Source organism: Methylobacillus sp. DLP286, assembly GCF_056636515.1.
Genome location: NZ_CM153145.1, coordinates 1,373,725 through 1,388,181 on the forward strand (window position 1 = coordinate 1,373,725; position 14,457 = coordinate 1,388,181).

Annotated in this window: 14 protein-coding genes; 1 reads left to right on the plus strand and 13 read right to left on the minus strand. The window is 55.8% G+C overall.

What is annotated here, in order from left to right; genetic code table 11:
- Window positions 1–66 precede the first annotated feature (66 nt).
- Window positions 67–840, plus strand: a complete 774-nt coding sequence (epsA, locus tag ACWXTG_RS06610; RefSeq protein WP_309566509.1) for an XrtB/PEP-CTERM-associated transcriptional regulator EpsA — start codon at window positions 67–69, stop codon at window positions 838–840.
- A gap of 264 nt (window positions 841–1,104) precedes the next feature.
- On the opposite strand, the gene cheZ is transcribed toward epsA, so the two are convergent.
- The 13 genes from cheZ to motA form a co-directional block, all read right to left on the minus strand.
- Window positions 1,105–1,770, minus strand: a complete 666-nt coding sequence (cheZ, locus tag ACWXTG_RS06615; protein ID WP_480221120.1) for a protein phosphatase CheZ — start codon at window positions 1,768–1,770, stop codon at window positions 1,105–1,107.
- Window positions 1,771–1,772: 2 nt separating this feature from the next.
- The gene (gene cheY / locus ACWXTG_RS06620; RefSeq protein ID WP_230347692.1) at window positions 1,773–2,171 is read right to left on the minus strand and encodes a chemotaxis response regulator CheY; all 399 of its coding nucleotides are present in this window, start codon (window positions 2,169–2,171) and stop codon (window positions 1,773–1,775) included.
- Window positions 2,172–2,241: 70 nt separating this feature from the next.
- A complete protein-coding gene (locus ACWXTG_RS06625) occupies window positions 2,242–3,309 on the minus strand; it encodes a protein-glutamate methylesterase/protein-glutamine glutaminase (protein ID WP_480221121.1) in 1,068 nt (355 codons plus the stop codon).
- 69 nt (window positions 3,310–3,378) lie between these two features.
- Window positions 3,379–3,990, minus strand: coding sequence for a chemoreceptor glutamine deamidase CheD (gene cheD, locus ACWXTG_RS06630; RefSeq protein ID WP_309566512.1), 612 nt, complete (start codon window positions 3,988–3,990; stop codon window positions 3,379–3,381).
- A gap of 2 nt (window positions 3,991–3,992) precedes the next feature.
- Window positions 3,993–4,844, minus strand: coding sequence for a CheR family methyltransferase (locus ACWXTG_RS06635; protein WP_480221122.1), 852 nt, complete (start codon window positions 4,842–4,844; stop codon window positions 3,993–3,995).
- Window positions 4,845–4,876: 32 nt separating this feature from the next.
- A complete protein-coding gene (locus ACWXTG_RS06640; protein WP_480221123.1) occupies window positions 4,877–6,676 on the minus strand; it encodes a methyl-accepting chemotaxis protein in 1,800 nt (599 codons plus the stop codon).
- A gap of 86 nt (window positions 6,677–6,762) precedes the next feature.
- Window positions 6,763–8,442 (minus strand): methyl-accepting chemotaxis protein, encoded by a 1,680-nt coding sequence (locus tag ACWXTG_RS06645; RefSeq protein ID WP_480221124.1) that lies wholly within the window; start codon window positions 8,440–8,442, stop codon window positions 6,763–6,765.
- Window positions 8,443–8,496: 54 nt separating this feature from the next.
- Window positions 8,497–9,024 (minus strand): chemotaxis protein CheW, encoded by a 528-nt coding sequence (locus ACWXTG_RS06650; RefSeq protein WP_480221125.1) that lies wholly within the window; start codon window positions 9,022–9,024, stop codon window positions 8,497–8,499.
- Between the two features lie 11 nt (window positions 9,025–9,035).
- Window positions 9,036–11,405 (minus strand): chemotaxis protein CheW, encoded by a 2,370-nt coding sequence (locus ACWXTG_RS06655; RefSeq protein ID WP_480221126.1) that lies wholly within the window; start codon window positions 11,403–11,405, stop codon window positions 9,036–9,038.
- 70 nt (window positions 11,406–11,475) lie between these two features.
- Window positions 11,476–11,841, minus strand: coding sequence for a response regulator (locus ACWXTG_RS06660; RefSeq protein WP_309566520.1), 366 nt, complete (start codon window positions 11,839–11,841; stop codon window positions 11,476–11,478).
- A 69-nt stretch (window positions 11,842–11,910) separates the two neighbouring features.
- Entirely contained in the window at window positions 11,911–12,459 is a 549-nt protein-coding gene (locus ACWXTG_RS06665) for a chemotaxis protein (protein WP_480221127.1), read from the minus strand.
- 67 nt (window positions 12,460–12,526) lie between these two features.
- Window positions 12,527–13,453, minus strand: a complete 927-nt coding sequence (gene motB, locus ACWXTG_RS06670) for a flagellar motor protein MotB (protein ID WP_480221128.1) — start codon at window positions 13,451–13,453, stop codon at window positions 12,527–12,529.
- 24 nt (window positions 13,454–13,477) lie between these two features.
- On the minus strand, window positions 13,478–14,338 hold the full coding sequence (gene motA / locus ACWXTG_RS06675) for a flagellar motor stator protein MotA (protein ID WP_309566523.1): 861 nt from the start codon (window positions 14,336–14,338) through the stop codon (window positions 13,478–13,480).
- Between the last annotated feature and the right edge of the window lie 119 nt (window positions 14,339–14,457).

Below are 14,457 nucleotides of genomic sequence, written 5' to 3' on the forward strand. Positions count from 1 at the left end.
ATGCAAGAGTATATATATGACACAAAAAATTAGACCTGAATTGCTTAGTAAATTATAACCGAGCACATGTCCTTAAATAAAAACTTAAACGATATCGAGAAAAGCCAGTTAATTGAGCTAATGCACGAATCCTTGAGAATTCGCTCGCACTTCGAGCTTTTTCTCTGGATGCAGGGGAAACTGCAGATTTTCCTTCCGCATGAGATCATGATCACGGCTTGGGGAGACTTTTCACTTGGAGTCATATACTTCAATGTTGTTTCGCCCCTGCCTGGCATCCGCTCCGACAAGATTGCCAGCCACGAAATCAATAAGTTCCTGCAGAACCTGTTCAACTATTGGCTGAACCATGCCAAGGCCCCCTTTACGCTTGCCGCAGCCGACAATATTTTGCACGACTGCGAGTTCTCGAACGTAGAATCAAGTTATTACTTAAAAAACATGAAATCGGCCTTGGTGCATGCCATCAAGGATCATCGTGGCCGGCACGATTGTCTTTATGTGTTGCTCAGCTCCAACTTGAGTTTTCCTCCGGCCTCGCGCCCCATGCTGGAAGCGCTCCTGCCTTACATCGACAGTGCGTTGCGGCAGATCGAGCATTTGCCGGAACAGCAGCCCACACCCGTCAAGGTCGAACCAGAGCCCAAGGATGAAAGCCTGAATATTCTTTCCGGCCGGGAGCTGGAAATCATGGACTGGGTCACCAAGGGCAAAACCAATCAGGAAATCGGCATGATCCTCGACATCAGCGCCTTCACTGTCAAAAACCATTTGCAACGCATTTTCAAGAAACTCAATGTGCTGAATCGCGCACAGGCCGTCGCCAAGTTCCGCAAATAGCCGTGCCTTCAATCACGGCAGGTACTAAAAAGGCCGTGATCTCCACAGCCTCCCCACCTCTCGATTGTCATTTACCTTAGGTTAAGCGCAACTTGTCGCTTCTATGCGTATAACGCGGAAGCTCCCCTGGAAAATGTGATGTACTGCGTGCTTTTTTGCACATTTTATTTTGTACTGCTCTTGGGTACGCATGGTCGCTCATCCTTAATTGGCGAACAATAGGCCAATCGGACTAGCCATCCATCGCCATCGGCTGCCAGCCGCTCAAAAACCGAGGCTGTCGAGCAAATCATCCACCTGCTCCTGGTTCGCCACCACGTCGATGGCGGTATCAGGATTGATCTGCGGGCCGTTCATGAGGCTGTTGTCTTCCTTTTTCACCCCGGTGCCTGGGGAGAAGTCGATGAGCACCTGCACCAGTTGCTGTTCTATTTCCTGCGCAAGCTCGGTGATTTTCTTGATCACTTGCCCAGTCAGGTCCTGGAAATCCTGCGCCATCATGATATCGAGCAATTGCGCCTTGGTCGCATCGGTATGACTTACCGTCTTGGTGAGGAATGCCATCGTCTCGTCGGCCACCTGGTCATAATCCTTCTTGAGCGAAGGTACGGCCAGGATGTTTTTCCAACGCTCTTCCAGGCTGACGGCCTGCTGGTTCAACTCATCCTGCAAGGGCGTCGCAATGTCGGTCGCATTCAATACGCGCTCTGCCGCCTGCTCGGTCATGCGCGCTACGTAATTGAGCCTGTCCCTGGCATCGGGTATTCCGTGCGCCGCCTGCTCGAGCAGCTTGTCGAATCCAAGGCCGCGCAAGCTTTCATGCAGGTTCCTGGTCATTAAGCCGATACGGTGCAGCATTTCATCATGCTGGGATTGCATGTTCTCGGCTTCACCCGGTACGAGTTCTACATGTTGAAGTGGGTTACTCATTATCAGCCCCCTGCTTTTTCAAGCTTCTCAAAAATTTTACTAAGCTTCTCATCCAATGTCGCAGCGGTGAACGGCTTCACCACGTAGCCATTGGCGCCTGCCTGGGCAGCCGCAATGATGTTTTCCTTTTTCGCTTCTGCGGTCACCATCAACACCGGCAACGATGACAGCGCCGGGTCGGCGCGTATCTGCTGCAACATGGTCAACCCGTCCATATTGGGCATGTTCCAGTCGGACACCACGAAATCGAAGCTTCCGCTCCTCAACTTGGCCAGGGCCATGACGCCATCCTCAGCTTCATCGACATTGTTGTAACCCAGCTCCTTGAGCAGGTTACGCACAATACGCCGCATGGTCGAAAAGTCGTCGACCACCAGAAATTTGGTATTGGGATTTGCCATTTGTTACTCCATTTCAACTTTTATTTGTATTGCCGGAAATGCCGGTCGATCATGCTGCGGCACCTCCATATTAAACACGCAATGCCCGCGCGCTGTTGGCTGCGAGGTATTGCAGCACCTTGCCAGGCATATCATACAATGAGCTCACCTCGTCCACCCCGCCCATGGCAATTGCCTCCTTGGGCATGCCGAAGACGACGCAGCTCGCCTCGTCCTGCGCAAAGTTGTAGGCCCCGGCCTGCTTCATTTTCAGCATGCCTTCGGCACCATCCTTGCCCATGCCCGTGAGAATAACACCAATCGCATTCTTGCCCGCATTGCTTGCGGCAGAACTGAACAAGACATCCACCGAGGGGCGGTGCCGGCTCACGGGCGGGCCGTCATCCAGCTGCGTCACGTAATTGGCGCCGCTACGCGCCAGCAACAGGTGCGAATGCCCAGGCGCAATATACGCATGGCCAGGCAGGACGCGCTCGCCGCCCTTGGCTTCCTGCACCGAGATTTTGCATAAGGCGTTCAGGCGATTGGCAAAAGATTGCGTAAAGCCTGCCGGCATATGCTGCGTAATCAGGATGCCGGGACAGTCCGACGGCATTTGCATCAGGAAGGACTTGATCGCCTCGGTGCCGCCCGTGGAGGCGCCAATGATGATGAGCTTCTCGCTGCTGATCAGGGGATTGCCGACCGAAGGCAAACCAGTGCTGCCTGTCGCCGGAGTCAATGGTTTCCTGGCAATCAGGCGCGCCCTGGAAGCTGCGCGTATCTTGTCCGCAATCATCTCGCTATATTCATGCATGCCGCTGGCAATCGACATTTTCGGCTTGGTAATGAAATCCACCGCGCCCAGCTCCATGGCCCGCATGGTGATTTCCGAGCCGCGCTCGGTCAGCGAGGAAATCATCACCACCGGCGTCGGGCGCAGCCGCATCAGGCGCTCGAGAAAATCCAACCCGTCCATTTTGGGCATTTCCACGTCAAGGGTCAGCACATCAGGATTCTTTTGTTTGATCATTTCCCGCGCGATCAAGGGGTCGGGAGCCGCGCCCACCACCTCGAGATCAGGCTGTTGGTTGATGATCTCCGTCAACAAGCTGCGAATCAGCGCTGAATCGTCGATGATAAGAACTTTTATGGTCATGACATTGCCTTTTTATTTAACTATCACCTGGCATCTGGTCTCCTCCCAGCCACCACCGTTGAGCCTGCCTCAAAACAATTCCACATCGCCAGCCACCTTGTTCGTGTTGAGCCTCTTGGCATAGCTTTCTTCACGCGTAATCAAGGTGTTGTTATGCATCTGCTTCAGCTTCTTCACCAATACGCGCCCGGTCTTGGGGAAGAAATACACTTTGCGGGGATAGATATCGTTCAGGTCCTCGCCGACCACGCGGATATTCTCGTCGCGCAAATACTTGCGCACAAATGCCGCATTCTTCTCGCCGATATTGATGGCGGTAAAGCCGCTCAACACATTGCCGCCACCAAAAATCTTGGCCTCAAGGTTCTCCCGGCGCGCACCGTTCTTCAATAGCTGGTTGATCAACACCTCCATGGCATAAGTCCCATAACGGGCCGACTCTGAAACCGGGTTGTTGGCATCCGCAGGGCTACCCTCCGGCAGCATGAAATGATTCATGCCGCCAACGCCGGAAACCTTGTCGCGGATACATGCGGATACGCATGAACCCAGCACCGTCACGATCACGATGTCCTGGTTGGTCGTGTAATACTCCCCAGGCAAAATCTTGGCCGCCTCGCAATTGAAGGTCTTGTCGAAATACAGGTTGGTAGCCAACTGCTCTTCTATCGGGCTGGCCATGCTCAGCCTCCTCGCCGCTCGAGGGTGTATACCGTCTTGCCCAATAGCTTGAATGCGTCAGTGGCGTAAAGAAAATTTTCCGAATGCCCGGCGAAAAGCAAGCCGTCCGGCTTCATCAACGGGGCAAAGCGCTTGAGAATCGCCGCCTGTGTCGGCTTGTCGAAATAGATCATGACATTGCGGCAGAAGATCGCATCGAACTGTCCGCTGACAGGCCAGCTGTTGCTCAGCAGGTTCAGGGGCCTGAAACTGATCAGCTTGCGCAAATCGTCGCGCACCCGCACCATGCCCTGCTGTTTGCCGGTCCCGCGTAGGAAGAATTTCTTCTTCTGCTCCATGGGCAATTTCTCGATGCGGTCGTAGGTGTAGATGCCGGAGGCAGCGGTTGCCAGCACATTGGTGTCAATATCGGTGGCGATGATCTCGACAGGCGGCCGCAGCGTGCCGAAGGCTTCGCAAGCGGTAATAGCAAGGCTGTATGGCTCCTCGCCGGTGGAACTCGCGCAGCACCAGATGGAAATGGGCTGAGCCGCCTTGCGGATATGTTCCGCGAGAATGGGAAAATGGTGATGTTCGCGAAAGAACGATGTCAGGTTGGTGGTGAGCGCGTTGGTAAAGGCCTCCCACTCATCAGAGCCGGAACCGCTTTCCAGCACGTCGAGGTAATGCTGGAAGCTGGATATGCCAGTCGCGCGCAAGCGCCTTGCAAGACGGCTGTAGACCATCTCGTGCTTGGAGTCCGACAGCGAAATGCCAGCCGCCTGATAGATCAGCTTGCGTACGCGGGCAAAATCCGCTTCTGTAAAATCAAACTCCTTGCCCGCACTTGATTTGCTCACTGTGCTTGAATTCAATTACACGTTCCTCTGCATATGCGCGTGCGCGATCAGAACTCTTCCCATTCATCGCTGGAAAGATCCGGACCGATGACCTTCCTGGGTAGTGCGGATTTGGACGGGGGCGCCGCCTGCTTCGCAGTTTCTTTAGTTTTCATTTTCGCATCGTTGGCGGCTGGGCTTGATGTTGCAGAAGCGCTTGGCTTAACCTCTACCTTAGCCCTTGACGACACCGGTGCGGAAACTTTGGCCTGAACCACAGGCTGTTGCTGCTCCAGCGCGACATCCCTGCCGTTGCCAAGCTTGAACACGCTGACGGCACGCTCGAGCTGCAACACATCCCGTTTCAATGCCTCCGCCGCCGCAGCGGACTCCTCGACCAGCGCGGCATTGCGCTGGGTGACCTCGTCCATGTCATTGACTGCGTGGTTCACTTGGTCAATACCTGAGCTCTGCTCGGTCGAGGCCGCTGATATTTCCGCCATGATATCGGTGACACTACGCACCGAAGACACGATCTCCGTCATCGTCGTGCCGGCCTGGTCGACAAACACCACCCCAGCCTCCACCCGCTCCACAGAATCGGAAATCAATCCCTTGATTTCCTTGGCCGCCGCCGCGGAACGATGGGCCAGGTTGCGCACTTCTGCGGCAACCACGGCAAACCCGCGCCCTTGCTCGCCGGCACGGGCCGCCTCGACCGCGGCATTCAATGCCAGGATATTGGTTTGGAAGGCGATGCCGTCGATCACGCCGATGATGTCTGAAATCTTGTTGGCAGACTCGCTGATCAGGCGCATCCTGTCCCTGGCTTCCCCAATCACTTCGCCGCCGCGGGCCGCGACGCTGGAGGCGGATATCACCAGTTGATTGGCCTGCCGTGCATTGTCGGCGTTCTGCTTCACGGTAGAGGCCAGCTCTTCCATCGAACTGGCCGTTTCTTCCAGCGAACTGGCCTGGGATTCGGTACGTGCCGAAAGATCGTTGTTGCCCTTGGCAATCTCGCTGACACCTATATTGATGCGCTGCATATTGGTACGGATGTCGGAGATCATGGCGACGATGTTGACATTCATCTGGTTGAGCGCCCGCAACAGCATGCCGGTCTCGTCCGTCTTGCTGCTGCTGAACTTGTGCGAAAGATCGCCGCTCGCGAGCGAATTGGCGATGTCGGTTGCTTCGCGCAGCGGCTTGATCACCGAGGCGGAAAGCGACATGGCAAGCCCCACGGCCGCCACGATGGCAACCAAGGCGCCGCCGATCACGAAGCCAATGCCCAGCCCGCTAAGCGCTGCCGCCATGACGACAATCATCGCCAGAATGATGGCGATGGTTGTCACGGTCACTCTTGTTTTCAATGTCATTTGCATTGCTCTTCTTACCCGCGAGATTAAATCTGTTTTCAGGACCTCGCCACGGTGCAGTTTGAGGCCATGGCGCTTGTTTTCGCGCAAGCTGGCATAAATCCGCGCGGCTTGTTCGACTTGCTGGCGCGTGGGCTTGACGCGTACGGACATATATCCCACGACACTGCCGCTCTGGCGCATGGGCGTGGCATTCGCCAGGACCCAGTAATAGTCGCCGTTCTTGCGCCGGTTCTTGACCATCCCCGTCCAGGGCAATCCGGCCTTCAACGTCGCCCACATGTCGGCAAAAGCTTCGGAGGGCATGTCCGGATGACGCACCAGGTTGTGAGGCGCGCCAATCAGCTCTTCTTCGGTAAAGCCGCTGACCTCGATGAAATCCTGGTTTATATAAGTGATTTTTCCCTGCAGGTCGGTCGTCGACAGAATCGACTGGCCGTCCCGCAGCAAATACTCATTCGTTGTCACAGGCATGTTGATACGCATGTTACTTTTTCTCCTATTGTCAGGATGGCAATGCAGCCACCCTGTTTGCGTTTTTCTGCCTTTTAATCAAAACAAGTATTTTATTTTTAGCTGATCTTGAATACGCTGACCGTGGAGGACAGTTTCTGCGCCTGTTCCTCAAGACTTTCTGCCGCTGCCGCCGCCTGCTCAACCAGGGCGGCATTCTGCTGGGTCATTTCATCCATCTGCCCGATAGCGATGTTCACCTGCTCGATACCGGAGCTTTGCTCCTGGCTGGCGGAGGTAATCTCGCCCATGATGTCGGCCACGCGTTGAACCGAGCTCACGATTTCGCTCATCGTGGTACCGGCCTGGTCCACCAGCTTGTTGCCGATATCGACCTTCTCGACGGAGTCGCCGATCAGGCCCTTGATTTCCTTGGCCGCCGCCGCGGAACGCTGGGCCAGGTTGCGCACCTCGCTCGCCACCACCGCGAACCCGCGCCCCTGTTCGCCCGCCCGTGCCGCCTCAACTGCAGCATTCAACGCGAGGATATTGGTCTGGAAGGCAATGCCGTCGATGACGCCGATGATGTCCACAATCTTGCGCGAGCTCTCCTTGATCGAGCCCATGGTGTTGACGACTTGGTCGACCACTTGTCCGCCACGCACCGCAGACTCCGAAGCCGTGATCACCAATTGGTTGGCCTGTCTTGCGTTGTCCGCATTCTGGCGCACGGTGGAAGTCAACTCTTCCATGGAGCTGGCAGTTTCTTCCAGGCTGGAAGCCTGCGACTCGGTACGCGAAGAGAGGTCGGCGTTGCCGGAGGAAATCTCGCTGGTCGCGACCAGCATCGTGTCCGTGCTGCCGCGCACTTCCGTCACCAGCTTGCGCAGTTCCTGGATCATGAAGCGGATGCCGACCAGCAGCTTGCCAGGCTCATCGGAGGCGTTTTCATTGATCATGTCGAGTAGGTCGTTCTGGCGCGGCGCCAGGTCGCCCTTGGAGACACGGCCGATCACGCGGATACCGTAATTGATCGGCTCGATGATGGACACCGTAATCACTCTCGCGAATACCACGCCCAGCAGGATGGCCAGCAAGCCCAGCACGATCACCAGGGTACGGCCCTGGATGCTGGCGCTCTTGTTAGCCGCAGCCAATTCCACTGCCCTGTCGCGCTCATACTGCAACAACTCGTTCATGGCGCCCTGATAAGCGTCGCGGGCAGCCTGGAAACTGCTGTCGATACTTTCGTAGTATGCCTTTTCATCAGCGGCCAGCTTATTGCTGACATTGCGCTTTTCCTCGAGGCTCACTTGCTCATTGGTCAGCCAGTTCTCAAGCGCTGCTGCGCGCACATTCAATGCGACACGGATCTTGAAGGCATCGCTGCGCACGGTGCGATACTCCTCGCGCGCCTTGTTGATTTTCTCTAACAGAGGTTGGTACTCGTCGCCCTTCATGGATTCCAAGGCCTGCGCCTGCAGCTTGTCGACCTCTTTCGAATACTCATCCATCTTTTCGAGGAAATATGCCTCCTGGTTCTGGCTACGGTTCCTGATATAAGCCACGGCATTGACGATGTTCATATTGGTATACAGCTTCCAATCATTCAGCAATGCCTGCTTGGTCGCCGATTCCGCGACAATCGCGTCCGTACGGTTACTCATGGATGTCATCAGCACGAAACTGAGGATGACGATCGCCGCCAGCAACACCAGCAACGATCCAAAACCGATCATGAGGCGCTTGGTGATCCTCTGACCATACATGTAATTCATCAATGGATTCAGTAGCTTCATTTCTAATCTCCGCCCTTCGAGTTCAGTATGTCTGTTTTTATCGTTATCTGATGACTAAGCGTCGGCAACGATATTGTCGACCAAGCCCATTTCCGAACTGGTCATCAACTTATCGATATCGACCAGAATCAACATGCGGTCATCCAGCGTGCCCAAGCCAATCAGGTAGTCCGTACTCAGGATGGAGCCCATCTCCGGCGCAGGCTTGATCTGTTGCGCGTTCAGCGTCGTGACGTCGGAAACGCTGTCCACCACGATCCCGGTCACACGCCCGTTGATATTGAGGATGATGACGACGGTGAACTGGTCGTAGGTAGGCGTGCCCAGGTTGAACCTGATGCGCATGTCCACGATCGGGACAATGATGCCGCGCAGGTTGATCACGCCCTTGATGAATTCCGGCGCGTTGACGATCCTGGTCACGCTCTCGTAGCCGCGGATCTCCTGCACCTTGAGGATATCAATCCCGTATTCCTCGCTGCCCAGCGTAAAAGCGAGGAACTCGCTGCTCTCACCTTGCGCTGCCCCTGATGGAACCGGTTGCGACTGGCTCTCTGCTTTACTGCTTGTTGGTTCTAACATGACAACACCTCTTAATGAATGGAAGTTTCAGTGATCAACTGCCTGCTGGACCGCAGCAAATTGGCAACATCCAGAATCAGCGAGACGCCGCCATCGCCGAGGATGGTCGCGCCGGAAATCCCCGCCACCTTGCGGTAATTGGATTCGAGATTCTTCACCACGACTTGCTGCTGACCCACCAGTTCATCAACGAACAATGCGGCTTTCTTGCCGTCCGCCTGCAAGACCACGAGGATGCCGTCCTCGGGCTCGCGATAGAGTGGTTCGATGCCAAACATCTGGTATAGCGGAATCAGCGGAAGGTAATCTTCACGCACCTTGACCAGGCGGCCCTGGCCGGTCACATCCTTGACGTCGCCCGCAGACGGCTGCAGCGACTCCATGACAAAACTGAGCGGCAGGATGTAGACCTCATCCCCGACCCGGACGGACATGCCGTCAAGAATCGCCAGGGTCAAGGGCAGGGAAATAGAAATGGTGGTGCCGTATCCGGCGGCGGAACGTATGTCGACCACACCGCCCATGGCAGTGATATTGCGCTTGACCACATCCATGCCGACCCCTCGGCCGGAGACATCGGTCACCTGTTCCGCCGTAGAGAAGCCAGGAGCAAAGATCAGTTGCCATACGTCGCCGTCCGGCATGCTGTCGGAAACGCTCAGCCCCGAGGATTTGGCCTTGTTGAGGATGCGTTCGCGGTTGAGGCCGCCACCATCGTCGCTCACCTCAATAATGATATTGCCGCCCTGATGCCCTGCTGAAAGCGACAAACGGCCCACCGGGCTCTTGCCTGCGGCGGCACGCACCTCGGGCGACTCGATGCCATGGTCGATACTGTTGCGCACCAGGTGGGTCAATGGGTCGACAATACGCTCGATCAGACCCTTGTCCAGCTCGGTGGCCGCGCCGTTGGTGACGAACTCGACCTTCTTGCCGAGCTTGCTCGCAAGATCGCGCACCATGCGCGGGAAACGGGAAAATACATAGTCCATCGGCATCATGCGGATCGACATGACGGCTTCCTGCAAATCGCGGGTGTTTCGTGTCAATTGGCCTACGCTGTTGAGCAGGCGCTCATGCAGCATGGGGTCCAGCGTGCCGGTACGCTGCTCTATCATGGCCTGGGTAATGACAAGCTCGCCAACCAGGTTGATCAATTGGTCCACCTTCTCGATCCCGACACGGATGGATGTGGTTTCCTGGCTTGCCGCCGCCTTGTCAGCCTCGCGGCGCGGCGCCACCCGTTTGTTTTCCGGCGGTTCCGCATTCACCTTGGTTGCCTCTACAGCGGCAGGCTTCTCCACAGGCTCCGGTTTGACGGCGCTTTCATCAAACAAACCGAAATCGCCCTCATCCAACGGCTTTTCCTTAGCCTGAACCGGTTCTGCCTGCACGCTTTCTGTTAGCGGAGCATCACTTCTCTTTGTCACTTTGATCTTGTCGACGTCGACGACAAAGGAACTCACCGCGAGGATGCTGTCACGGTCCTCTTCGGTTTCCAGCCAGAGCGAATGCAAGTTGCCCACCACAGGCTGCACGGCGACCTTGCCGAGCAATTCGAGCTCTGAAACCAGCGTGCTCCAATCCTTGTCCAGAATTTCCGGGATTTCGATCAAAAAGGCCTGGCTGCCGCCAGCCGCTGGCTTGGCCAGGGGCGCGTCGCGTTCGCCAGCGTCGAGCTCGGTAATGACCAGGTCGTCCGGGTCGAGGATGAAAGAACAGATGGCCACGATGTCGTCCAGGCTCTCTTCCGTGCTCAACTTGAGCACATGGCGGTTGCCGACCGCAGGCAATGCTTCCACCGTACCCAACAGTGCCAGCTCCTCAGTCAATGCCGTCACGTCCTTTTCCGGCAATTCCGGCAACTGCACTTGGTATTGCCTGGTCGAACCGGCAGCTGGCGCTGAGGCAATTGCATTGCCGGGCTTGGCCTCCGCGGGCGCTTGCCCAGTCGCGGGCAATGCCTCCGTCGGGGCAGCGACAGCCTGTCCGCCCTCCTGGGCCAGGCTATGCAATGTCGCCTTGATCTCGCTGACGGCCTCTTGATCCACTGCGCTTCCGTTCCGGTGCCCATCCAGCTGCATCTTGAGAATGTCCTTGGCGGCGAGGAACACGTCCACATGCTCTGCCTGGAGCTTCATCTCGTTCTTGCGGATACGGTCCAGCAGGTTCTCAAGCACATGGGTGATCTCGGTCATGTCGGTCATGCCGAAAGTCGCGGCCCCGCCCTTGATGGAGTGTGCAGCACGAAAAATGGCATTGAGGTCTTCCGCGCTCGGGTTCTCGATATCAAGCTCGAGCAGCAAACGCTCAGCTTCCGCCAGCAGTTCGTCCGACTCGTCGAAGAACACCTGGTAAAACTGGCTCATGTCAATTGTCATTATTCAACTCCACATTGATTCATGCTATCCACGCTCCACACGGAGATCAGTCCTGTGCAGTGCACCAACCTCACCCAATGACACGCTGAACAACATCTAATAAACGCTTGGGATCAAATGGCTTGACCAGCCATCCTGTCGCTCCAGCCGCCTTGCCCAATGCCTTCATTTCGTCACTGGACTCGGTCGTTAGCATTAATATCGGCACTTTCTGGTAAGAACTGAGGCTGCGCAGTGATTTAATCAGCGTCAGTCCGTCCATATTGGGCATATTCTGGTCCGTGAGCACAAGATCCACGACCTGGGCCTGCGCCTTGTGCATAGCATCCTCGCCATCCACCGCCTCGATCACCTGGTAGCCGGCGGCGTTCAGGCTGAACACCACCATCTGTCTCAACGACCCGGAGTCATCTACAGCCAGTATTGTTTTTCCCATATCTTTCAATCCCCGTTATTGCGCGCCTATGCGCTCCGGCACGTACCTGACATTGTTAAAAGAGAAACCCTAAAACAGCTCAATATCGCCCGCCCCCATATGCTGCTGATTCACGGACGACTGTAAATCGCGATGCATGGAAGCGCGTTTTTCGTTGAGCGACTCGCTCATCTTTTGCAAAATGACCGCAATATCCTCGTGCGAATGTCCGGAAACCAAGGACTCATGCTGATCCGCCATTGCCAGCAGCAATAACTTGAGCCCGCCCACGCGGGCGAGCGCGCGCGTCAGTAGCTGGTTGGTCATGTCCTCGAACTGCATTCCCGTCACGACTCGGTTCACTTCGCTCTCGATCTGGCGGCTATACATTGCCACCTCGGCAATATGCTGTTGAGATAATTGCGTGCTGACGCTCAAGCTCAACAGTATCTGCTGCTGCGCCTGCGCCGCCCGGTTGATGGCCATGAAGCCATCCACCAGCATGCTGATCGCCTCGCGCAACAACGCGTTGGCCTGGCCGAGATCTGCCTCCACGTGTTCAAGATGCTCCTCGCCCCAGCCGCCGAGACTGACCAGCAACTCCTTTAATTCGTCTATCGGTATAGTCTGACTTGCCATATACGCTATCCTGTCCGGACTACATTCAATCTGTAAAAAACAAGAGAAAAATCCCGCTTGATCACTATCATGATTTATTAAAACTCTCAGTCACAGCAGGCACATCGCCAGCTGCGCGCACCTCCGTCGAACCATTGTCGTTAATCGTTTCCTCCTCCGCCTTCTTGTTCATGATGATGATGCTGATACGACGGTTAACGGGATTGAGCGGGTTTTCCTTATCGAACAATACCGCGGAAGACAAGCCTACCACGCGCAATAGCTTTTCCTCTTTCATGCCACCGGCAACCAATTCCCGGCGTGAGGCATTGGCTCGGTCAGAGGATAGCTCCCAGTTGCTGTAGTAACGCTCTCCACTCGGATAAGGGGCCGAGTCGGTATGACCGGACAAGCTGATCTTGTTCGGCACGTCGTTGAGCAACTGGCCGATCTCGTGCAGGATCTGACGGGCGTATGGCTGAAGTTCCGCCTTGGAAGAGGCGAACATCGGGCGGTTCTGCTCATCCACGATCTGGATACGCAGCCCTTCTGTCGTGATGTCCAGCAACAGCTGCTTCTTGAACTGGCGCAATGTCGTGCTGGCCTCGATGGCATCCTCGATACGCTTTTTCAGCACCTTGAGCCTTTCCATATCCGCCTTGGCCACCGCTTGCTTGGCGGCCTTCAAGTCCGGCTTTTTCCTGGCCTCAATATCGTCAGACTTCCTGATCTGCCCCTGTACCTTGGTCACATCAGTACCGCCGCCCCTGAGGACGCTATCGCTGGCGCCAAGGCCCGGCCCGCCTTGCATCGCCACCTTGAGCGGCATCTTGAAATACTCCGAAATCCCTTCCAGGTCGGCCTTGGACGTGGAGCCCAACAACCACATGAGGAGAAAGAACGCCATCATTGCCGTCACGAAATCGGCATAGGCTATTTTCCAGGCACCAGCATGACGGCTACCGCCATGTTTGTTGACACGTTTGACGACAATCCGGACGTTTTCCTGGGCCATCTCGTTCTCCGCCTTTTCCTTTCCCTAGCGGGCCTTGGCCTGCTTGACGTGAGCCTCCAGTTCGGCGAACTCGGGACGCTCGGTCGAATACAGCACCTTGCGGCCGAACTCCACCGCAATCGCAGGAGCGTAACTGTTCAGACTGGCGAGGAAAGTCACCTTGGCGCACTGGAACATCTTGGATGACTCGTCAGCCTTGCGCTCCAGCAAGCTCGCTAGCGGACCGACGAAGCCATAAGCGAGCAAAATGCCGAGGAAGGTTCCCACCAAGGCGTGGGCAATCAGCACCCCCAATTCGTTTGGCGGCAACCCTACGGATTCCATGGTGTGCACCACCCCCATTACCGCAGCCACAATGCCAAACGCCGGCATGCCGTCGCCCAGACGGGCGATGCAGTGTGAAGGCACCATGCTTTCGTGGTGGTGGGTATCGATTTCATTGTCCATGAGGTTCTCGATCTGGAACGCATCCATGTTGCCCGACGTCATCAGGCGCAGATAATCGCAAATAAAATCCATCAGGTGATGGTCGGCAAGGATGTCCGGATACTTGGAGAAAATCTGGCTGGCTTCGGGGTTATCGATGTCGCTCTCGACCGCCATCATCCCGTCGCGGCGGATCTTGGTGAGGATTTCAAACAGCAGCGCCAACAGATCCATATAGCGCGATTTGGTGTATTTCGAACCTTTGAATACGCTGGGCAAGGCTTTCAGCGTCGCCTTGATTGCTTTGGCATCATTTCCTACCAGGAAAGCGCCAATGGCGGCCCCGCCGATCATGAGCAACTCTATCGGCTGGAACAAGGCGGCCAGATGCCCGCCTGCCATGGCGAACCCGCCAAAGACACTTCCCAGTACTACCAGATACCCCGCTATCACCAGCATATCAGCAAGCTCCGCTCAGGCTTCACAGGCCCGATTTCTTAAGTTCTTTTTCAGCATAGCAATCAAGCTGATGTTCTGATCGCGGCAATTGAAGTGCAATAACCCTTTATATCTGAATC